This is a genomic window from Rugamonas brunnea, from assembly GCF_014042345.1.
In the GTDB taxonomy this organism is placed as follows: domain Bacteria; phylum Pseudomonadota; class Gammaproteobacteria; order Burkholderiales; family Burkholderiaceae_D; genus Rugamonas; species Rugamonas brunnea.
Genome location: NZ_JACEZT010000002.1, coordinates 274,679 through 294,323 on the forward strand (window position 1 = coordinate 274,679; position 19,645 = coordinate 294,323).

At 67.2% G+C, this 19,645-nt stretch carries 19 protein-coding genes; 3 read left to right on the forward strand and 16 right to left on the reverse strand.

Annotation, left to right across the window (positions count from 1 at the left end; all coding sequences use genetic code 11):
* Positions 1-10: 10 nt before the first annotated feature.
* Both H3H37_RS05060 and H3H37_RS05065 read right to left on the reverse strand, forming a co-directional pair.
* Positions 11-610 carry a hypothetical protein gene (locus H3H37_RS05060; protein ID WP_182160549.1) on the reverse strand — a complete coding sequence of 200 codons (600 nt, stop codon included), beginning with the start codon at positions 608-610 and terminating at the stop codon, positions 11-13.
* Positions 611-794: 184 nt separating this feature from the next.
* The gene (locus tag H3H37_RS05065; RefSeq protein ID WP_229218664.1) at positions 795-1,700 is read right to left on the reverse strand and encodes a substrate-binding periplasmic protein; all 906 of its coding nucleotides are present in this window, start codon (positions 1,698-1,700) and stop codon (positions 795-797) included.
* Between the two features lie 123 nt (positions 1,701-1,823).
* Between H3H37_RS05065 and H3H37_RS05070 the strand changes: the two genes are divergently transcribed.
* Positions 1,824-2,210, forward strand: coding sequence for a c-type cytochrome (locus H3H37_RS05070; RefSeq protein ID WP_182160550.1), 387 nt, complete (start codon positions 1,824-1,826; stop codon positions 2,208-2,210).
* A 60-nt stretch (positions 2,211-2,270) separates the two neighbouring features.
* On the opposite strand, the gene H3H37_RS05075 is transcribed toward H3H37_RS05070, so the two are convergent.
* The 5 genes from H3H37_RS05075 to H3H37_RS05095 form a co-directional block, all read right to left on the reverse strand.
* Complete coding sequence (locus H3H37_RS05075) at positions 2,271-2,435, reverse strand: hypothetical protein (protein ID WP_182160551.1); 165 nt, start codon at positions 2,433-2,435, stop codon at positions 2,271-2,273.
* Positions 2,436-2,581: 146 nt separating this feature from the next.
* Positions 2,582-3,553, reverse strand: a complete 972-nt coding sequence (locus H3H37_RS05080) for an ABC transporter permease (RefSeq protein ID WP_182160552.1) — start codon at positions 3,551-3,553, stop codon at positions 2,582-2,584.
* 2 nt (positions 3,554-3,555) lie between these two features.
* Complete coding sequence (locus H3H37_RS05085) at positions 3,556-4,638, reverse strand: ABC transporter permease (protein WP_182160553.1); 1,083 nt, start codon at positions 4,636-4,638, stop codon at positions 3,556-3,558.
* Positions 4,635-6,164, reverse strand: coding sequence for an ABC transporter ATP-binding protein (locus H3H37_RS05090; protein ID WP_182160554.1), 1,530 nt, complete (start codon positions 6,162-6,164; stop codon positions 4,635-4,637). Before H3H37_RS05090 ends, H3H37_RS05085 begins: the two co-directional genes overlap by 4 nt.
* Positions 6,165-6,235: 71 nt before the next feature.
* Positions 6,236-7,240, reverse strand: a complete 1,005-nt coding sequence (locus H3H37_RS05095) for a BMP family lipoprotein (protein WP_182160555.1) — start codon at positions 7,238-7,240, stop codon at positions 6,236-6,238.
* Between the two features lie 611 nt (positions 7,241-7,851).
* Here H3H37_RS05095 and H3H37_RS05100 point away from each other — a divergent pair.
* Together H3H37_RS05100 and H3H37_RS05105 are read left to right on the forward strand one after the other, a co-directional pair.
* Positions 7,852-10,161: a TonB-dependent receptor gene (locus tag H3H37_RS05100; RefSeq protein ID WP_182160556.1), complete on the forward strand. Its 2,310-nt coding sequence runs from the start codon at positions 7,852-7,854 to the stop codon at positions 10,159-10,161.
* A gap of 206 nt (positions 10,162-10,367) precedes the next feature.
* On the forward strand, positions 10,368-10,772 hold the full coding sequence (locus tag H3H37_RS05105; RefSeq protein ID WP_182160557.1) for a hypothetical protein: 405 nt from the start codon (positions 10,368-10,370) through the stop codon (positions 10,770-10,772).
* 82 nt (positions 10,773-10,854) lie between these two features.
* Here H3H37_RS05105 and H3H37_RS05110 read toward each other — a convergent pair whose 3' ends face one another.
* The 9 genes from H3H37_RS05110 to H3H37_RS05150 form a co-directional block, all read right to left on the reverse strand.
* Complete coding sequence (locus H3H37_RS05110; RefSeq protein WP_182160558.1) at positions 10,855-11,115, reverse strand: DUF4148 domain-containing protein; 261 nt, start codon at positions 11,113-11,115, stop codon at positions 10,855-10,857.
* Between the two features lie 83 nt (positions 11,116-11,198).
* A complete protein-coding gene (locus tag H3H37_RS05115) occupies positions 11,199-12,812 on the reverse strand; it encodes a DHA2 family efflux MFS transporter permease subunit (RefSeq protein ID WP_182160559.1) in 1,614 nt (537 codons plus the stop codon).
* Positions 12,813-12,825: 13 nt separating this feature from the next.
* The gene (locus H3H37_RS05120; protein WP_220456336.1) at positions 12,826-14,040 is read right to left on the reverse strand and encodes an HlyD family secretion protein; all 1,215 of its coding nucleotides are present in this window, start codon (positions 14,038-14,040) and stop codon (positions 12,826-12,828) included.
* A gap of 24 nt (positions 14,041-14,064) precedes the next feature.
* A complete protein-coding gene (locus H3H37_RS05125) occupies positions 14,065-15,489 on the reverse strand; it encodes an efflux transporter outer membrane subunit (protein WP_182160560.1) in 1,425 nt (474 codons plus the stop codon).
* A 41-nt stretch (positions 15,490-15,530) separates the two neighbouring features.
* On the reverse strand, positions 15,531-16,052 hold the full coding sequence (locus tag H3H37_RS05130; protein ID WP_182160561.1) for a DUF2165 family protein: 522 nt from the start codon (positions 16,050-16,052) through the stop codon (positions 15,531-15,533).
* Positions 16,053-16,062: 10 nt separating this feature from the next.
* On the reverse strand, positions 16,063-16,746 hold the full coding sequence (locus tag H3H37_RS05135; RefSeq protein WP_182160562.1) for an HAD family hydrolase: 684 nt from the start codon (positions 16,744-16,746) through the stop codon (positions 16,063-16,065).
* Positions 16,747-16,801: 55 nt separating this feature from the next.
* Positions 16,802-17,614, reverse strand: a complete 813-nt coding sequence (locus tag H3H37_RS05140) for an AfsA-related hotdog domain-containing protein (protein WP_182160563.1) — start codon at positions 17,612-17,614, stop codon at positions 16,802-16,804.
* A 61-nt stretch (positions 17,615-17,675) separates the two neighbouring features.
* Complete coding sequence (locus H3H37_RS05145; RefSeq protein ID WP_220456337.1) at positions 17,676-18,341, reverse strand: hypothetical protein; 666 nt, start codon at positions 18,339-18,341, stop codon at positions 17,676-17,678.
* 28 nt (positions 18,342-18,369) lie between these two features.
* Complete coding sequence (locus H3H37_RS05150) at positions 18,370-19,557, reverse strand: MFS transporter (RefSeq protein ID WP_182160564.1); 1,188 nt, start codon at positions 19,555-19,557, stop codon at positions 18,370-18,372.
* Between the last annotated feature and the right edge of the window lie 88 nt (positions 19,558-19,645).

Consider the following 19,645-nt stretch of genomic DNA (forward strand, 5'->3'; position numbering starts at 1 on the left):
TGGCGGCCGCTTACAGGCCGGCGTCCCAGCGGTAGGCGGGCACGGTGTACTGGGGTGCGCCCAGTTCGATGGTGATGGAACGGTGGCTGGTCAATTCGAGCGCGCCGATGTCGCCGGTCCATTCCAGCACCGTATCGCTATCGTTGTACAGCACCGTGACAGGCAAGCCGGTGATGCCGGCCACGTTGCTGCGGCTGAGCGGCTGGCCCCAGACGGCGAACAACTGGCCCAGCGTGAACTGGCGGGCACTCGACGTTTCGATGTGGATCACGCCCGACTGGTCGTGGGTGTGCAATTCGTAGGCGCAGCCTTGCAGGCCGATGTGGGCTGGGATGGCCAGCGCGTTGCCATCGCGCAGAATCGTCAGGTGGGCGTGGATGTGGTAATCCTCCGTGACCAGGCAGTTGATGCCGGCCACGGGCGCGCCGTTGCCGCCGCTGGCGGTGGAACCGTCCGGCCAGTTCGGCGTGCCGACCGTCACACCTGCCGTCAACAGCGTGCTGGTGGCCGCCAGCTGGTAGGTGGGGGTGGTGGGCGTGACCGGCGTGACGACGGCCGCGGCCGGGGCCGATGCGCCGCCACCGCCGCATGCGCTCAAGGTGGCGCTCAAGGCGCTGGCCAATAGCACTGCGACCGTATGCCGAAGCGGTGATTGTGTGGCTGTCATGGCGTTGATCCTCGTTGGCGTGGGGTGAAAGGACGCGTGCGGTGCAGGCGGGCGAAATGGGCAATTATAAGTAAAATGCAACATTTCCTCTATGCCCGGTTTGCGCGACCGCAAGCGGTGGCTACCTTCACTTGCCGTTGAACGGGTCGAACCACAGTTCGCTGCGCGCCAGCGGGGTGTGTGGCGACAGCGTGGGGTTGGGGATGGTGAGCACGCGCCGCTGTTTGAGGTTGGCGGCGGCGATGGTGGCGCCCTTGTAGCGCTGGAACAGGGTGTTGAGCGAGCCGTCGCGCACCATGCTCTCCAGGCCGGCCTCGATGCGGGCGGCCAGCCGCTTGCCTTCCGCGTCGCGGCGCAGGAAGAAGTAGCGCGGCAGCGGGTAGTGCAGCAGCAGGGTCGGTTCGATGGCCAGCTTCGGATGGCTGGCGCGGCGCTCGTCGTATTCGCGCAGCGCTTCGTCGGTGCCGCGCGAGAAATAATCGAAGCGGCCCGCTTCCAGCATCGAGAACAAGCCCTCGTAGGCCGAGCCTTCTTCGGTCGGCAGGCCGGCCGCGCGCAGCACGGGCACGTCGATCCAGTCCTTGCCCAGGCCGGCGCGCAGCTTGCGCAAGTCGTCCAGCGTATGCACGGCGGCGAAGCGGGGCAGGTCGTCGCGGCGCACCAGGAACACGCGGTAGCCCAGCAGGCCACGGTCGACGGGGATGCGCACCGGCAGGAACTGCCGCTCCAGCTCGGGCGCCGTGGCCCGCACCAGCACGTTGATGTGGCCGGTCGGCATCAGCAATTCCTGTGTGATGCGGGCCGGCGACATGGAGGTGGTGGCCTGGTGCAGCGCGTAGGGGCCGAACTGGGGACGGCTCTTGTCGAGCGCCATGCGCAGCACGGCCCAGTCGTACTCGTAGCGGCTGTCCACGCCCACCGACAGCGGGTAGACCAGCCGGTCGTAGGCCTGGGCCCAGGCGCCCTGCAGGCACAGCATCGCCAGCAGGGCCAGCCGGCAGCACTGGAGGCGCCAATTGTCGTCTTGTCTCATGGAACTGCGTCGTGGGTGCGGTGATCTTCGGCAACAGTGTGGCATGCCGTCCTATTGTCGTGCAAGCGATCTCCGTCAAGCCGGCGCCCTGTTGGTGGTAGACTGCGCGGATTTGGAGCTTGCATGTCGAGATCAGCAAGTCACTCCGTGCGTTGCGCGCTGGCCGCCGCCGCGTTATGCGCGCTGGCCCCTGCGCGCGCGGGCGGCGACGTGGCGGCGGGCAAGGCCGCGTTCAGGAAATGTGCATCCTGCCACCAAGTGGGGCCGTCCGCGCGCGGTGGCTTCGGCCCGCAACTGAATGCGGTGATCGGCCGGCGCGCCGCCTCGACCACGGATTACACGTATTCGGACGCGATGCGCCGGTCCGGCATCGTGTGGAACGAGCAGACCTTGGGCGCGTTCCTGCGCGGCCCCGGCGACGTGGTGCCGGGCACGCGCATGCGCTTCTGGGGCATCAGCGACGCGCAGCAGATCGCCGACCTGCTGGCCTATTTGCGCACGCAGCGCTAGTTGGCTGGCGTCGTGCTGCGCCCAGCGTCCGCGTCACCGCGGTGCCGCAGCGCGCGGCCCTCAGCGCGAGGTCTTGTGGCCGATGTTGTCGTTGCGGCCCGCGTTCTTGTGGCGGCCCGCCACTTCGGCCTGTTCGGCGCGTTGTTTCTGCTGGCTGACGGCGTCGACTTTCGAGGGCGGCGCGTGCATGGGGCGGGGCGGGTGGCCTTGGCTGGACTTGGACATGATGACCTCCTGTGCGGTGGACGGGGCGATGGCCGGAACCGGCATCGCGGAAGTCCATCATACGCCCGCCATCGGCCCCCGTACCGCGCGTCAAATCAAGCGGAACCACGCCGGACATGCCCGGCGGAAATGCGGCTCAGTGCGACTCAGCGCGACTTGACGAACGGCGTGCCCAGCGCCTTGGGCGCCACCGACTTGGCCATCAGGCCGGCCAGCACCACCACGGTGACCACGTAGGGCACCATCTGGATCAGCGAGCCCGGGATACGGCCCACCACGGGCAGCTCCACCCCTTCGATCTGGATCTGCACGGCGCCGAAGAAGCCGAACATCAGGCAGCCGAGGAAGGTGTACACAGGACGCCAGTTGCCGAACACCATGGCCGTCAGGGCCAGGTAGCCGGCGCCGGCCGACATGTCGCGCAGGAAGAAGCCGCTTTGCACGATGGCCAGGTAGGCGCCCGAGAACGAGCACAGCACGCCGGCCACCAGCATGGCCAGGTAGCGCTGGCGTTCCACGTTCACGCCGGCCGCGTCGGCAGCGTGCGGGTTCTCGCCGCAGGCGCGCAGGCGCAGGCCGAAGCGGCTGTGGTAGATCACCCAGTGCACCAGCGGCACCAGCGCGAAGGCCAGGTAGACCAGCACCGAGTGGCCGCCGATCAGGTGTGCGTATAGCCAGCCGATGAACGGGATGTTCTCGACGGCGCTTGACCCGGGCAGCACCACGTCGAACAAGCGGGCCTGGCCCAGGTCCGGCGTGCGGCCGCCCTGCTGGAAGAAGAACTGGGCCAGCACGAAGGTCAGGCCGCTCATGGCGATGTTGATGGCGATCCCGCCCACCAGCTGGTTGCCCTTCTGGGTGATGGCCACGTACGCTTGCAGCATGGCCAGCGCGACCGAGATGGCCATGCCGGCCGCGACGCCATACCACGGGTTCTGGGTGGCGAAGGCGACGGCGGCCGAGACGAAGGCCGAGGCCAGGATCTTGCCCTCCAGGCCGATGTCGATCACGCCCGAGCGTTCCGCGAACAGGCCGGCCAAGGCGGCGAAGATGAGCACCGGCGCGTTGCGCACGGTGGAGACGAGGACGCTGTCGAGGTGCAGGTCTGCGAATGTCATGGTCAGCCTTTCGTGCGCTTGAGCAGGGCGATGATGGCCGGCGCGTAGAAGTATTCCATCGCGCCGCAGAACAGGATGATCAAGCCCTGGATGAAGATGAAGGTCTCGGTGGGGATGTTCGGCTTTTCCAGCGACAGGTCGAAGCCGCCCTGGATCAGGGCGCCGAACAGCACGGCCGACAGCAGGATGCCGACCGGGTGCTGGCGCCCCATCAGCGCGATGGCGATGCCGATGAAGCCGGCGCCGCCGACGAAGTTCAGGCTCAGGTAGTGGGTCGAGCCGAGGATGGAGTTGACCGAGCCGAGGCCGGCCAGCGCGCCCGAGATCAGCATCACGGTGATGATCATCTTCGACAGGCCGATGCCGGCGTAGTGGGCCGCGTGCGGGTTCTGGCCCACGGTGCGCAGCTTGAAGCCCCAGGCCGAACGGCTGACGACGAGGCCGTAGATGGCCAGCGCCACCAGCGCGATCAGGAAGCTGATGTTGAGCGGCGTCTCGCCCAGCACGGGCAGCCACTTGTTCAGCAGCGGCATGGCGGCCGCGTCGGAAAACGCACGGCTGGCCGTGTTCTGCTCGCCGGCCGGGATCAGGTATTTGACGATGATGAAGTTCATCAGCGAGGCGCAGATGAAGTTGAACATGATGGTGGTGACGACGATGTGGCTGCCCCGTTTCGCTTGCAGGTAGCCGGGCACGAAGGCCCACAGCGCGCCGAACAGGGCGGCGCCAACGATGGCGGCCGGGATCAGGGCCCAGGTGGGCAGCGTGCTGTCGCAGGCCAGCATGGCCAGCGTGAGGCCCAGGCCGCCGAAATACATCTGGCCTTCCGAGCCGATGTTGAACAGGCCGGCCTGCATGGCGATCGACACGGACAGGCCGGTAAAGACGAAGGTGGAGGCGTAGAACAGCGTGTAGCCCAGTCCCTCCGGGTTGAGGATGGCGCTGTGCAGCAGGATGCCCAGCGATTCCGTGGGGCTCTCGCCGAGCAGGTAGATGACGCCGGCCGCGACCAGCATGGCCGACAGCAGGTTCAGGATGGGCAGGACGAAGGCCGTGGCCCAGCGTGGCAGGTCGTGGTTGTTCATGATTTATGCATGCCCCCCATCAGCAGGCCGATGCGGGTGGTGTCGAATTCTTCTATCTTCAGTTCGCCCGTGATGCGGCCGCCGCACATGACGAGGATGCGGTCGGCCAGCGCCCGCACCTCCTCCAGTTCGACCGACACCAGCAGGATGGCCACGCCGGCGTCGCGCAGGGCCAGCAATTGGCTGTGGATGGACTCGATGGTGCCGATGTCCACGCCGCGCGTGGGTTGGCCCACCAGCATCAGCTTGGGCTGCGCCAGCACTTCGCGCGCGATCACCACCTTTTGCTGGTTGCCGCCCGAGAGCAGGCCGATGCGCAGGCCGCCGTCGGCCGGGCGCACGTCGAAGGTCTTCATCAGGCCGGCGCAGCGGGCCGCGATGGCCTTGAAGTCGAACAGGCCCCAGCGGTTCTTCAGCTTGTCCTGGTAGCCGAGGATGGTGTTGTGCATGACGGAGAAGCTTTTCACGACGCCGTCGCGCAGCCTGTCCTCGGGCACGTGGGCGATGCCCAGTTCGCGGAACGCGCGCGGCAGGCCGTCGGCGTCGTGGCGCCTGGCGTATGGCAGTTCCTGGCCCAGGTAGCTCAGCTTGCCGGCCGTGGGCAGGCGCATGCCGGCCAGGATCTCCATCAATTCGCTCTGGCCGTTGCCGGACACGCCGGCGATGGCGACGATCTCGCCGGCCCGCAGCGTGAAGCCGATGTCGGCCAGCAGCTTGACGTGCTGGGCGTCCTGCAACTGCAGGTTCTCCACCGTCAGCACCGGCGCGCCCGGGTTGTACGGCGCGCGCGGCAGGTTGTTCTCGATCGGCCGGCCCACCATCATGTTGGCCAGTTCCTCCTTGGTGGTGGCGGCCGTGGGCACGGCGCCGATCACGCGCCCGCCGCGCATGACGGTGACGGTGTCGGTGATGTCGAGGATTTCCTGCAGCTTGTGGGTGATCAGGATGATGGTTTTGCCCTGCTCCTTGAACAGGCGCAGGATGTCGAACAGTGAGGCCGTCTCCTGGGCCGTGAGCACGGCCGTCGGCTCGTCCAGGATCAGGATGTTGGCGCTGCGGTAGATCTGCTTGAGGATCTCGACGCGCTGCTGGGCGCCCACGGACAGGTCGGCGATGGTTGCCAGCGGATCGACGTCGAGCCGGTAGCGGGCGCAAATCTCGCGCAGCTTCGCTTCCACGGCGGGGCGCTGGGCGGCCAGCTTGAAGCCGCCCTCGGCGCCCAGCATCACGTTGTCGAGCACGGTCATGTTCTCGACCAGCATGAAGTGCTGGTGCACCATGCCGATGCCGAGCCGGATCGCCTCCTGGCTGGTGCGGATGGCCTGGACCTGGCCGTTGAGCAGGATCTGGCCGCTGTCGGCACGGTAGTAGCCGTACAGGATGCTCATCAGGGTCGATTTGCCGGCGCCGTTCTCGCCCACCAGGCCGTGGATGGACCCGGGGGCGATGGAGAACGACACATCCGCGTTCGCCTGCACGGCGCCAAACTGCTTGGAGATGGCGCGGAATTCAACTGCTGGCTGCATAGGAAGTAGAGTGTTAAAACGCGCCGCGCGGGGGATCACCCCGGCGGCGCGTCATGTCATGAAGCGGGAGATTAAACGGGGCAGTGGTTGGCGGCGCGGTAGTCGACCACCTTGACCTTGCCGTCGATGATGTCCTTGCGCGCGCCCAGCACGCGCTTTTCGATCTCGGGCGTGATCAGCTTGCGGTTGTTCTCGTCGAGCGCCCAGTCCACTCCGCCTTCCTTCAGGCCCTTGGCCGTCACGCCGGCCTTCCAAGTGCCATTCTTCATCTGCATGAAGGAATCGTAGATGGCGTTGTCCACGCGCTTGACCATGGAGGTCAGGATGGAACCGGGGTACAGGTGGTTCTGGTTGGAGTCCACGCCGATACCGAGCTTGCCTTTTTCCTTGGCCGTTTGCAGCGTGCCCAAGCCGCTGCCGCCGGCCACGGCGAACACCACGTCCACGCCGCGCTCGAACTGGGAGCGGGCCAGCTCGCCGCCCTTGGCCGGGTCGTTCCAGGCCGCGGCCGTGGTGCCCACCATGTTCTGGATCACTTCCACTTTCGGATAAGTGGCCTTGGCGCCCTGCTCATAGCCGCAGGCGAAGGCGCGGATCAGCGGGATGTCGATGCCGCCCACGAAGCCCAGCTTCTTGGACTTGGAGGCCATGGCGGCGGCCACGCCCACCAGGTAGGAGCCTTCCTCTTCCTTGAAGGTGACGGAATTGACGTTGGCGCCTTGCGCCACGCCGTCGATCAGCACGAAGTGCACTTTCGGGAATTCCTTGGCCACCTTTTGCACGGCCTGGGTCTGGGCGAAGCCGATCGAAGCGATCAGGTCCAGGTTCTTGCGGGCCAGGCCGCGCAGCATCTGCTCGGCCTGGGTGTCGCTGGACGCCTGTACTTCGATGAAATTGATGTTGGTTTCCTTCTTGAAGCGCGAAGCGCCTTCAAAGGCGGACTGGTTGAACGATTTGTCGAACTTGCCGCCTGCGTCATACACGATGCCCAGCTTAGGGTCAGCCGCGGACGCGCTGGCGCAGGCGCCAGCCGCGGCGAAGGCCGCGATCGTCAAACTGAATGGTGATAGTTTCATGAATAGGCTCCTGGAAGATCGGTATTGTATATTTTTATTGGCCAAAACATCTAATTTAGCAACATTTAATCCGGGCCCGCCCGCCCCGCAGGGCGCAGGTTTAGAGGCTTTCCTCGGAAAAGCGGCGGTCTGATGCTGCGGTGCAGCAATGTTCATTGACTTATTCTTTAACTAATCTTTCGCGGCTGCTGTCGCGGGGCGGCAACAGTGGTTTGCTGTCAAGATTTTTAATTGTTGTTGCTTTTTTGTCCGTTCGGAAAAAATTTAGTCCAGCAACAAGGACAACGATCGTGGCCATTTCATGGGGCGGCGCCGGAATGCGCACGGCCAAGCCCGTGCCGGGGCCGTCCCCTACTATGCTACAGCCCGGATATGTTCGACAAATACGATTTTATTTCGTTATTTATACGAAATAGATATGAATTTTTGCGACTAATTCACGTGCTAGCATGGCCACTACTTTGCAGAATGCAAAGGCAAATGTGCGGAATGTCACATGTTTCCAGCGCCCGCGCGCACTGTCGCGGACGCGACGACCGATCTCCTGCCCGGCCCATCCGGCCGCCGGCATGGAATTTTCAACAGGTGTTAGACCTATGGGAGTTGCACTCATGATAAGAAAAAGTAATGGATTTGCCACCCGCACGCTGATCGCGCTGGCCGTGGCCGGCACCTTCCCGCTGCACGCGGCCATGGCCGACGAGGCGGGGCAGGCCGCGCCCGCCGCCGAGCAGACCGCGCCGGGCCAGCTGGAAACGGTGATCGTGACGGCCCAGCGCCGCGCCGAGAACATCAAGGACGTGCCGATGTCGATCGCCACCCTCAAGGGCGAAAAGCTCGACGTGCTGACCTCGGGCGCGGCCGACATCCGCTTCCTGGCCGGCCGCTCGCCCAGCGTGAACGTGGAATCGGACTATGGCCGTACCTTCCCCCGTTTCTACATCCGAGGCCTGGGCAATACCGACTTTGACTTGAACGCCTCCCAGCCCGTGGGCCTGGTGATGGACGACATCGTGCAGGAAAACCCCATGCTCAAGGGCTTCCCCGTGTTCGACGTGGACCAGGTGGAAGTGCTGCGCGGCCCGCAGGGCACGCTGTTCGGGCGCAACTCGCCGGCCGGCGTGATCAAGTTCGATTCGGCCAGGCCCGTGTTCCGCCAGGAAGGCTATGTCACGCTGGGCATCGGCAATTACTCGGCTAAGACGGCCGAAGGCATGTTCAACATCCCCGTCAGCGACACCGTGGCGCTGCGCTTCTCGGGCACCAGCCAGCACCGCGGCAACCGCGTGCACAACACCAATCCCAATCCCAACACGGGCACCAAGGACTTCGAAGGCTATGGCGACCAGGCGTTCCGCCTGCAGGCCCTGGTGCAGCCGAACAAGGACTTCAGCGCGCTGTTCAACTACCATGAGCGCGACTACCACGGCAGCGCCACCCTGTTCCGCGCCAACATCATCAAGAAGGGCACCAACGACCTGGTGGACGGCTTCGATTATGGTTCCTACCCGACCGACGGCCAGAACTACCAGCACCTGCAGACCAAGGGCGGCAACATCCGCCTCAAGTACAACGCGGGCGACATCACGCTGCATTCGATCACCGGCTACGAGACGCTGGACTTCTACAGCCGTGGCGACGTCGATGGCGGCTACGGCTGCACGCTGTTCTGCGGTCCCGTGATCGGCGCCCAGCCGAGCGGTCCCGGCGTGATCCCGTTCCCGGTCGAGACGGCCGACCTACTGCCCAGCCACCGCCAGTTCTCGCAAGAGCTGCGCGCCGAGTCCAATTACAAGGGCCCGCTGCAGTGGATCGCCGGCCTGTTCTACTTCGATGAGCACATCCGCATCGACAGTATCGCTTTCGATTCGCTCACGCCGGGCAATCCGCTGTCGCCCAAATACGCCACCCAGACCCAGGATGCCAAGTCGTGGGCCGCGTTTGGTTCGCTCAACTACACCGTCACCGACCAGCTGAAACTGCGCGGCGGCATGCGCTATACGAGCGACAAGAAGGACTTCACGGCCAGCCGCATCGAACCGCCCCAGTCGTCGTTCAACCAGATCGACAACACCTCGCACAACGTGAGCTGGGACCTGAGCGGCACCTATGAGCTGGACAAGACCACCAACCTGTTCGGCCGCGTCGCCACCGGCTACCGCGCGCCCAGTATGCAGGGCCGCCTGTTCGGCCTGACCGACAAGCCATCGTTCGCCGGCGCGGAAAAGGCGCTGTCGTACGAGGCCGGCATCAAGCAGGACTTGTTCAACAAGCGGGCCCGTTTGTCGGCCAGCGTGTTCCAGTATCGCGTCAAGGACAAGCAGCTGACGGCCGGCAGCGGCACCGTCAACATGAACCAGCTGGTCAATGCCGACAAGGTGACGGGCCAGGGCATGGAAGTGGACTTCCAGGCCAACCTGAGCGACGCGTTCAGCATGACGCTGGGCGGCAGCTACAACGACACGGAGATCAAGGACAAGAACCTTTTCGTGCAGTACTGCGGCAACTACACCAACAACGCCGCGTCGGGCTGCTCGCCGAGCAATATGAATCCACTCGTTCCCGGCACCTCCAAGGTTGACGGCAACCCGCTGCCGCGCGCACCCAAGACCCAGCTGAACTTCACGCTCAAGTACAGCAAGGAGATGGGCGACGGCGAGTTCTATGCCTACACCGACTGGACCTACCGCAGCAGCTACAACTTCTTCCTGTACGAAGCGCCCGAGTACAAGGCCAAGCCGCTGACGGAAGGCGGCCTGCGCGCCGGCTACCGCTGGAACGGCGGCAAGTATGAAGTGGCTGCGTTTGGCCGCAACATCACCAACAAGCAGGTGCTGATCGGCGCCATCGACTTCGACAACCTGACCGGCATGCTGAACGAACCGCGCACCTGGGGCGCCACGTTCAAGGTCAACTTCTAAGCCGCCGTCGTTCAGGTGTTCCCGCCGCAGCCCGCGCGCCGCAAGGTGCGCGGGCTGTTTTTTTCATCTTGCCGGCGGGGCCGACCGGGGTGCCATTGATTTCCAGCAGTATGTTGCTGTGGAAAGAATTTCTATTAGACAATAGAATGAGGGCGGAATTTCCCCGGTGTTAGCACCTGTTCATATTCGGATAAAGGACTTGTTGAATGAAGAAACAAATCGCGGCATTGCTGATTTCGGTGCTCTCGATGGCGCATGCCAGCGCTTGCACCTTCACCTGGCACCACTACGGTGAGGAGTCGACCAGGTCGCTGATCAATCCGGACATCGGCAGCCATGTGACGGACGCGTATTGCGCGAAGTTCAATGCAAAAAATGAGTTGTTCGTGCAAACGTCGACCTACGTGATGAACAATATGGCGGCGGGGCATGCGATCGTCGGCATCCGGCCCAAAGGCAGCAACGCTCACCCCATTGAAACCTTTACCATGCTGTCCACCGATACCAACGGACGCACCTCGGGCGACGCCCAGGCCCTTGCTGTCCGGGCGACGCTCAAGGCGATGGATAACCTGATGTCGGAACTGCAGACCTACAAGGTGCGCAACTGACACCGCTTGGCGAGGACGTAACGCCGTGCTTCCTGACGGTGTTACGTCCCCATGCGTCGCGCACAGGCGCATGCACAGCGGCTTAGTGGGCTTGCGGGTGGTGCTTGCGGGTCTGCGCCACGTCCATGTCCGCTTCCGTTTCCGGCACCTCGCCCTTGCTGCGGGCTTCGAACAGGGCGGCGCGTACCTGCTCGCGCGTCAGGCCGGTTGCGGCGGGCTGGGTTGGCGCGGCTGCCGAAGAGGAACCGGCGGCTTCCGAGCGCGTGGCGTCGGGAGCGTCGGCGGCGAAGGCGGTGCTGCTGGCGGCGATGATCAGGGTGGCGATCCAGGTGGTGGTTTTCATGATGTAGCTCCTGTCGTAAGTAAGTACTGCGGTTGAGAGAACAACGGTGAAGCGGAAACGGTGAATAAAACGGTATAAATCGTTTAGTGGGCGCCGCCTGCGTCGACTTTGCCGGCGGCGGCCACGGGCCGGGCCAGCCACACGACGCCGATTAGCAGGACAAACAGCAGGGCCGAACCCCAGAACAGGTCATTGGCGGCCAGCATGTAGGCCTGCGTGTTGACCTGGCGTTCCAGCAGCTGCCATGACTGGGCGGCCGAATAGCCAAGCTGCGACAGGCGTTCCAGCGTGTCCTGGGTGGCTTGCGCATACGGCGACACGGCTTCGGCCAGGCGCACGTGGTGCAGGCTGGCGCGGTCGTCCCACAGGGTGCCGGCGGCCGAGGCGCCGAACGCGCCGGCCGTGATGCGGGCGAAGTTGCACAGGCCGGAGGCGGCCGCCAGCCGCAGCGGCGGCAGGCCGGACAGGGCCAGCGCCGTCAGCGGCACGAAGAAGGTGGCCATGGCCGCGCCCTGGATCAGCTGCGGCAGCATGATGGTGGTGACGTCGGCCTGCATGTTGAACTGCGAGCGCAGCCAGCACACGACGGCGAACACCAGGAAGGCGAAGCTGGCCAGCCAGCGCACGTCGAAGCGGCCGATATGTTTGCCCACCAGCGGCGACAGCAGCAGCGCCAGGATGCCCACCGGCGCGCTGACGATGCCGGCCCAGGTGGCCGTGTAGCCGGCGAACTGCTGCAGCCACAGGGGCAGCAGCACCAGGTTGGCGAAGAACACGCCATAGCCCAGCGACAGCGCCAGCGTACCGATCGAGAAGTTGCGGCCCTTGAACAGGCTCAGGTCCACGATCGGGTGCTGGTGGGTCGTCTCCCAGATCACGAACACGGCGAAGGCGATGGCCGCCGTCAGGCCCAGCACCACCGTCTCGGGGGAGCTGAACCAGTCCAGTTCCTTGCCCTTGTCGAGCATCACCTGCAGGCAGCCGACCCACACCACGAGCAGGCCCAGGCCCACGCCGTCGATCGGTTTCTTCACGCGGGCCGACTCGCGGTCGCGCAGCAGCACCCACGTGAGCCACGCGGCGAACAGGCCGGTGGGGATGTTGATGTAGAAGATCCACGGCCACGAGATGTTGTCCGAGATCCAGCCGCCGAGGATGGGCCCCATCACGGGCGCGATCATGGTGGTCATGGCCCACATGGCCAGCGCCATGCCGGATTTCTCCTTCGGATAGCTTTGCAGCAGCAGCGCCTGCGACAGCGGGATCATGGGGCCGGCCACGGCGCCCTGCATGATGCGGAACACGATCATGCTTTCCAGGTTGGTGGCCAGGCCGCACAGCAGCGAGGCCAGCACGAACAGCAGCACGGCCGCCACGAACAGGCGCACCTGCCCGTAGCGCTGGGTGAGCCAGCCCGTGAGCGGCACGGCGATGGCGTTGGCCACGGCGAACGAGGTGATGATCCACGTGCCCTGGCTGGCCGACACGCCGATGTCGCCCGCGATGGACGGAATCGACACGTTGGCGATGGTGATATCGAGCACGTTCATGAACGTGGCGAGTGCCAGCGCGATGGAGGCGAACACCAGCCGCATGCCTGTCAGCGGCGGCACGGCGGGTGCGGCTGGCGCGGTGGCGGTGGTACCGGTGGCGCGGGTGGTGTTGGCGATGGCGGCGGTGGCCTTGGCGGTGGTCATGGCGATGCTCCGTTCAGCGCAGCAGGTTGGCGCGCACGATCTGGTTGGCGATGTCGGCCACGCCGGCGCGCGCCCCGGCCTGGGCCTGATACACGCTGGTCTGGGCCACGGGCGCGCCGCTGATGGCGCCCGCCAGTTGCGCGCCGCTTTGCTGCGACACGTCCACCTCGGCCACCATCGACAGCCCCACGCGCAGCGGATGGGCCGCCACCTCCGACGGCTCCAGCGCCACCCGCACCGGCAAGCGCTGCACCACCTTGATCCAGTTGCCCGTCGCGTTCTGGGCCGGCAGCAGCGAGAACGCGCTGCCGGTGCCGGCGCCCAGGCCGGCCACGCGGCCGTGGTACACCACGTTGTGGCCGAACAGGTCGGCCGTCAGCGTGACGGGCTGGCCGATGCGCATGTGGCGCAACTGGCTTTCCTTGAAGTTGGCGTCCACCCACAGCTGGTCCAGCGGCACCACGGCCAGCAGCGGCGCGCCCACGGCCACGCGCTGGCCGATCTGCACGCTGCGCCGCGCCACGTAGCCGCTTTGCGGCGCGATGATGGCCGTGCGGTCCAACGTCAACTGGGCTTCCTGCAGCGCGGCCACGGCTTGCGCCACGGCCGGGTGCTCGCGCACGGCGCCGGCGCCGGCCAGCGCGCGGCTGGCCGCGTATTGCTGGCGGCTCGCCTCGAGCGCGGCGGCGGCCGTGCGCGCGCCATCCTCGGCATGGCGGATCTCCTCCTCGGACACGGCGCCGCTGCCTTTGAGCACGCTGCGCTGGGCCAGGTCGGCTCGCGCGCGGCGCAGTTCCGCTTCACGCAAGGCCACGGCGGCCGACTGGGCCGACTGGTTCAGGAACAGCGCCTCCGTCTGGCGCACGGTCTGGGCCAGCTGGGTCTTGGCTTTTTCCAGCGCCAGTTTGGCGTCCGTCGGGTCGAGCTGGGCCAGCACGGTGCCGGCCTGCACGAAGTTGGTGTCGTCGGCGTGGATGGCGACCACAGTGCCGGCCACCTGGGGCGTGAGCTGGATCACGTTGCCGGCCACGTAGGCGTCGTCGGTCGAGATCTGGAAGCGGGCGCTCGAGTACCAGTAGGCGCCGTAGCCGACGGCGGCCACGCCCAGCGCGGCGGCCAGCGCCACCAGCATGGCCTTGCGGCGCGCGGCGGGCGCGGTGGCGGCCGGTTGGGCTGCAGCTTGGGCGCCAACGGCCTGGTTGGGAACGGCGGGGGCTTGGGTAGTCATGTTGGTCTCCGATCAGAAAGAGGGTCAGGATTGGGCCGGCGCGGCGCCCAGCGCCACACCGTCGCCCAGTGCATGGTTGAGGCGGATCGCCGTCTGCAGGCGGCGCGCCCGCAGGTCGGCGTCGGCCTGGGCCTGGGCCAGCTGGCGCTGCTGCACACCGAGCACCACCAGGTAGCTCGACAAGCCTTGCTGGTAGCGCTGGCTGGCCGCCTTCTCGGCCGCGTCCAGCTCGCGCACGGCGCTGCCGTGCGAGGCCAGGCGGCTGTCGAGTGCGCGCCAGGTGGCCACCTGGTCGGCCACGTCGCGCATGGCGTCGATTACCAGCTGGTTGTAGCGCGCCACTTCCAGCGCGTAGTCGGCGTGGCGCATGGCCAGGCCGGTGCGCAGCCGGCCGGCGTCGAACAGCGGCAGGTGCAGGGCCGGACCGAAGCCGAACAGGCGGCTGTTGCCTTGCAGGAGATTGCCGGCGTCCAGCGCGGCCACGCCGGCGCTGGCCGTCAGGTCGATGTTGGGATAGAAGTCGGCGCGGGCGGCGGCCACGTCATGGCCGGCCGCGTCCAGCCGCAGGCGCTGGGCCACGATCTCGGGCCGGCGGCCCACCAGGTCGGCGTCCAGCCGCGCGGGCAGCGACAGCGGCTGGTCCAGCTTGAGCGTGGGCGCCGTCAGCGCCTCGCCGAACGCGGGCCCGGCGCCGGCCAGCGCGGCCAACTGGTGGCGCAGCATCGTGGCCTGGTTGGCCAGCTGGGCCACGGCGGCCTGCGCCATCGGCACCTCGGCCAGCGCCTGGCGCCATTCCACTTCCGTATCGAGGCCGGTGCGCATGCGGGCCTGGCGCAGCGTCACTTCGCGCTGGCGCAGCTCCACCTGGCGCTGCGCCAGTGCCAGTTGTTGTTCGGTGCGCGCCAGTTCCACGTAGTCGTGGGCGATGGCGCCGGCCAGCGTCGCCTCGGCGGCGCGGGCCTCGATGCGGGCCGCGTCGGCGCGCGACAGGTCGGCCGCCACCCGTTCGCCGTTCTGGCCCCAGAAATCGAATTCGTAGCGGAAGCCCAGCGTCAGCGCGGCCGAGGTGTGGCTGGTGCCGGCCAGCGCGGGTGGCACGGCGCCGTTGCCGCTGTAGCGCAGGCGGGCGGCGGCCGCGTCGGCGCTCAGTTCCGGGCCGCCGTCGGCGCGGCGCGCCTGCAGCAGGGCGTCGGCCCGTTCCAGCCGGGCACGCGCTTCAGCCAGGCCGGGGGCGCCGGCGATGGCTTGCGCGATCAGGCGGTCCAGCTGGGCGTCATGGAAGGCGCGCCACCAGTCGCTGGCCGGCCAGTCGCCCACGGCGGCGCTGACGCCGGTGGCCACCGCGTTCGCGGCCAGCGGCGTGGCCAGCGGCCGTTGCGGGCCGGGGCTGGCGCAGCCGGCCAGCAGCAGGGCGGCCAGCACGGCCGGCATGGAAAGGGACGGTTTCATGTCAATTCTCCTTCAGTTCTGCGTGTCGCGTTGTTTCAATGTCAGGCGTTGTGCAGCGGGGCTTCGGCCACCGGCGCGCTTTGTACGTACAGCAGGGCGCCCAGCGCGATCAGGATCATGGTCAGGTGCACCGACTGCACGGCGCCTTGCTTGATCCAGTAGCCGAACCACAGGCCGCCGCAGGCGAACCACAGCCACAGCAGCAGGAAGCCGGACAGGGCCAGCACGCCGGCGCTGCGGGCCTGGCGCAACTGGCGCTGCTTGCCGCTCCAGCTGGCGCGGGCGAACAGCAGGGCTGCCAGCCACAGGGCCGAGGCCACCGTCACCTGCACGGCCGCCACCGCGTACAGCAGCGTGGGCACGTGATCCACGGGCCAGGCGTGCCACGCCAGGCCGTTGCCCAGCACCGGCTCGCCGCGCAGCAGGTCCATCGACAGCATGTGACCCAGCAGCTGGCGGTTGGTGCCCGGGTCGGTCAGGTTGTTGAACACGGCGATGCTCAGCCACAGGGCCAGGCCGGTCAGCAGCACCAGGCGGCTCAGGGCGGAAATGCGGGTAGACATGACTCTCTCCTTACATGGTGGGATGGGGGATCAGCACCGGCCAGCCGCGTTCATTGGCCAGCGTCAGCATCGACAGTTCGTGCGCCACCACGGTGGGGTGGCCCACGGCTTCCAGCAGCGGCAGGTCGGACAAATGGTCGCCGTAGCCGTAGCACTGTTCGCCGCTGGCGCCATGGGCCGCGAGGAAGGCGTCCACCGCTACGCGCTTGCCGGCGCCGATGGTCTGCGGCGCCAGCAGTTCGCCCGTGTAGCGGCCCTGCTCGACGGCCATGCGGTTGACCAGCAGGTGCTGCACGCCGAGCGCATCGGCCAGCGGCTGGATGATTTCCAGCGCCGAGCCGGACACGAACACCGGCTGCACGCCGTCGGCCTGGTGGCGGCGCAGCGCGCGCAGCACGGGGGCGATGTAGAAGCCGGGCTGGGTCGACGCTTGCGCGAACCAGCGCCGCGCGCTGGCCGCCAGCGCGCGCTGCTCGTGGCCGCGGAAGGCGCGGTAGTAGGCGCGGTTCACTTCGTTGCGTTCGCGGCCCTGGCGCAGCAGCGCGCGCAGGCGGCGCTGGGCCAGCCAGTCGGCCAGCGCGCCGCGCACGGGGCCCAGCCGTTCGCGCAGGTAGAAGGCGCGGAAGGTGAACATGCTTTTCTGGTCGATCAGGGTTTCGTCGACGTCGAAGAAAGCGTAGCGGTTGCGGGACATGCGGTTCTCCTGTGGGCCGGCGCACGCTGGCGCGCCGGCCGGTTGCGGTGGACGGTCAGGCCGGCAGGGCCACGGTGGACGCGGGGGCTGCGGCGGGCTGGCCCAGGCCGCGCGAGATCAGGTCGGCCATCAGCAAGTCCATGCTGTGCGACAGGGCCTGGTCGGCCAGCTGGTTCTCGCGCGGGCCCAGGTAGGCGTCGTCGAACACGCCGAACTTGACGGCCATGCCGGCCACCGCGCGCCCGTTCTGCCACACCTCCATGTCGGCCACCACGCTCACGCGGTCCGCGCGGGGGCGCTGCAGGTCCAGCAGCGTGTAGCGGATGGTGGCCGGCAACGGGAACGCGAACTGCAGGAAGCGCATGTTCATCTCATTGATCACGAAGTAGCGCTTGGCCGGCGCGTCGGCGCCCATGCAGTGCGCCTCCGTGGTGGCGATGAACATCTGGCGGCACGCTTCGGTCAGCACCATGCCCTGCACGTGCAGGCCGGTCAGGTGGTCGAGCATCAGTTCGCTGCGGGCGTCGATCAGCAGGTCCGCTTCGAAGTGGCTGTCGTCGATCTTGCGCGGCACGGAGATCAGCACGTTCTGGTCCTGGTGCTTGTGCGACAGCGCATGGCCGGCGCGGCTGTGGCGGTTCAGTTCATTCCAGCAGGCGAATTCCTGGCCCAGGCCCAGGCTGATGGCCAGGCAGTAGGCATGGTCGATCTGCATGCCGCTCAAGCCCTGGCCGGCCACCAGGGTCTTGCCGCGCAGGGCCTCGACCCGGTTGTGGCGCAGTTGATCGAGCAGGGTCTGGTAGGCCAGCACGCCCGGTTTTTGTACGAATTTGTTGAAGTCTTCAGCGATAACGAGTTGCAGGTTCATAAAATCCTCCTTTAAGAAAGTGAATGGAAAAGTGCAATGCCTTCGGTCCGAAGCGCCAGGCTCAAGCCAGGGCGGCGTGCCCCATCAACCAACTGTCATGCAGCCATTTCTCGGTCTGGCGCAGGCTGCGGGTGAAATCCCAGACGATGTCGCGTTCAAAGGTCAGCACCACGCCGTTGGGGCCGACGATGATCCAGAAGTAGCGTCCGTCGCGCTCGTTGCGGCACTTGACCTTCATGCCCGTCAGCGTGTGGGTGCGGACCCGGCCGTCGGCCGCCGTGGTGTGCAGTGTTTCGTCGTGCGGCTGTACCCATTGCAGCGCCATGCCCGGCAGCAGGTCCGGCGCCTGCTGCTCCAGGTAAGCATGGGCGATGCGCTGGGCCTGGGCCACGCTGGGCAGCGCGCCGTGGCACTGGGCCGCGCTGAACCATGTCTTGCCCAGCAACTGGCCCGACGGCGCCAGCACCATGCTGTAGTGTTCGCCGCCAAGGCCGCCGTTCTGGCCGTCGTTACGCTCGTAGCGCAGGTGCCAGGCGGGGGCGCCGTCCAGCGTGACGGGATTCACGCTGGCCAGGGTCTCGAAGCCGGCCGGCGGACGCAGGCGCGCGTCGAGGCGCACGGGCAGCGGCTGGCTTTGCTCGGCCAGGAGGTCGGCCACGGGTGCGGCCAGGTGGTCGGCCAGCGGGGCGGCCAGGTGGTCGTTGGCGGCGGTGGTGTTCGGTTTCATCGTGCTTCTCCTTTCAGGATGGGGGCGGTCAGCGGGGCGCCACGGCGGCGCCGGCGGCCAGCCGGCCGGTGGGCAAACTGACGATCAGGGCGCCGGCCACCAGCAGGGCCAGGCAGCCGAAGTAGCGGGTGGCCGGCAGCGGGGCGGCCGTGCTGGCCAGCCATGGACCGAGGCTGGCGCCGCTGAACAGCACGAAGGTGTACAGCGATACGGCCTGGCCACGCCAGCTGGCCTCGGCCAGGGCACTGGTGCGGGCGATCAGGCTCGGCACGCTGATGCCCACGCCAGCCACGAACAGCACGCTGGCGGCCAGCGTGGTGGCCAGCTTGCCGCCCGCGCCGCTGGCGATGGCGGCCATGGCCAGCCCGGCGGCGGCCGTGGCCAGGCCCACGTTCACCATGCGCTGGGCGCCGAAGCGGGGCAGCAGTACGGCCACGGCCAGCGGCATCAGGAAGCCGGGCACGGCGATGGCACGCACGGCCAGCGGGCTCAGGTTGGCGGCCCGCAGCGCGGCGCCCAGGTGGTGGTCCAGGCCCAGGTAGAAGGCCACGAAGCTCATCATCAGGGGCAGGGCGGCGCCGTACACGGTGCGCAGGGCGGGCTGGCGCAGCACCCGCAGCAGGCCGCTGTAGCTGGCCAGCAGCGGCGTGGTGACGGGGGCGCGCAATTCCTGCGGCAGGCGGGCCAGCATCCAGGCCGTGACCAGGTAGATCGGGCAGGGCAGGGCCACGGCCCAGCCGAAGCCGTAGGCGGCGCCGGCCAGGCCGCCGTAGATCTGGCCCACCAGGCCGGCCAGCAGGAAGGCCGTGCTCAGCCATGCCAGGCCCCACAGGCGCAGCCGGCCCGGCAGCGCTTCGGCCAGGAAGGCCAGCGCGGCCGGCGGGAAGGCGGCCGTGGCCAGGCCTTGCAGGGCGCGCCCCGCGTACAGTTCGGCGGGCGTGCTGGCCTGGCTCAGCAGCAGGGTGGTCGCCGTCAGGGCCAGCAGGCCGCCCACCATGACGGGCTTGCGGCCGACGCGGTCCGATAGCGGGCCGAACAGCAGGAAGCCGCTGGCGTAGGCGAAGCTGAACGCACCCAGGGCGGCGCCGGCGCCGGCCGCGTCCAGCCCGAACTGGCGGCCGATCTGGCCCAGCAGCGGCAGCGGCAGGTAGAGCTGGGACACGGCGGCCAGGCCGCACAGCGCCAGCAGGGTCAACACGGCAACCGGATGTTTCATCGTCTATCCTTTCGTTGGCTATTAATACGACAGCTTTTAATTAGCTAGGCACTATGTAGTAAGCTAAATAAATCCGTCAAAAAAAACT

What these genes read in the sequence shown, in the direction of transcription:
- H3H37_RS05065 (WP_229218664.1), bottom strand. Translation starts at nt 1,700, where the DNA reads ATGAGACAAGACGACAATTGGCGCCTCCAGTGCTGCCGGCTGGCCCTG.
- H3H37_RS05070 (WP_182160550.1), top strand. Translation starts at nt 1,824, where the DNA reads ATGTCGAGATCAGCAAGTCACTCCGTGCGTTGCGCGCTGGCCGCCGCC.
- H3H37_RS05075 (WP_182160551.1), bottom strand. Translation starts at nt 2,435, where the DNA reads ATGTCCAAGTCCAGCCAAGGCCACCCGCCCCGCCCCATGCACGCGCCG.
- H3H37_RS05080 (WP_182160552.1), bottom strand. Translation starts at nt 3,553, where the DNA reads ATGACATTCGCAGACCTGCACCTCGACAGCGTCCTCGTCTCCACCGTG.
- H3H37_RS05085 (WP_182160553.1), bottom strand. Translation starts at nt 4,638, where the DNA reads ATGAACAACCACGACCTGCCACGCTGGGCCACGGCCTTCGTCCTGCCC.
- H3H37_RS05090 (WP_182160554.1), bottom strand. Translation starts at nt 6,164, where the DNA reads ATGCAGCCAGCAGTTGAATTCCGCGCCATCTCCAAGCAGTTTGGCGCC.
- H3H37_RS05095 (WP_182160555.1), bottom strand. Translation starts at nt 7,240, where the DNA reads ATGAAACTATCACCATTCAGTTTGACGATCGCGGCCTTCGCCGCGGCT.
- H3H37_RS05100 (WP_182160556.1), top strand. Translation starts at nt 7,852, where the DNA reads ATGATAAGAAAAAGTAATGGATTTGCCACCCGCACGCTGATCGCGCTG.
- H3H37_RS05105 (WP_182160557.1), top strand. Translation starts at nt 10,368, where the DNA reads ATGAAGAAACAAATCGCGGCATTGCTGATTTCGGTGCTCTCGATGGCG.
- H3H37_RS05110 (WP_182160558.1), bottom strand. Translation starts at nt 11,115, where the DNA reads ATGAAAACCACCACCTGGATCGCCACCCTGATCATCGCCGCCAGCAGC.
- H3H37_RS05115 (WP_182160559.1), bottom strand. Translation starts at nt 12,812, where the DNA reads ATGACCACCGCCAAGGCCACCGCCGCCATCGCCAACACCACCCGCGCC.
- H3H37_RS05120 (WP_220456336.1), bottom strand. Translation starts at nt 14,040, where the DNA reads ATGACTACCCAAGCCCCCGCCGTTCCCAACCAGGCCGTTGGCGCCCAA.
- H3H37_RS05125 (WP_182160560.1), bottom strand. Translation starts at nt 15,489, where the DNA reads ATGAAACCGTCCCTTTCCATGCCGGCCGTGCTGGCCGCCCTGCTGCTG.
- H3H37_RS05130 (WP_182160561.1), bottom strand. Translation starts at nt 16,052, where the DNA reads ATGTCTACCCGCATTTCCGCCCTGAGCCGCCTGGTGCTGCTGACCGGC.
- H3H37_RS05135 (WP_182160562.1), bottom strand. Translation starts at nt 16,746, where the DNA reads ATGTCCCGCAACCGCTACGCTTTCTTCGACGTCGACGAAACCCTGATC.
- H3H37_RS05140 (WP_182160563.1), bottom strand. Translation starts at nt 17,614, where the DNA reads ATGAACCTGCAACTCGTTATCGCTGAAGACTTCAACAAATTCGTACAA.
- H3H37_RS05145 (WP_220456337.1), bottom strand. Translation starts at nt 18,341, where the DNA reads ATGAAACCGAACACCACCGCCGCCAACGACCACCTGGCCGCCCCGCTG.
- H3H37_RS05150 (WP_182160564.1), bottom strand. Translation starts at nt 19,557, where the DNA reads ATGAAACATCCGGTTGCCGTGTTGACCCTGCTGGCGCTGTGCGGCCTG.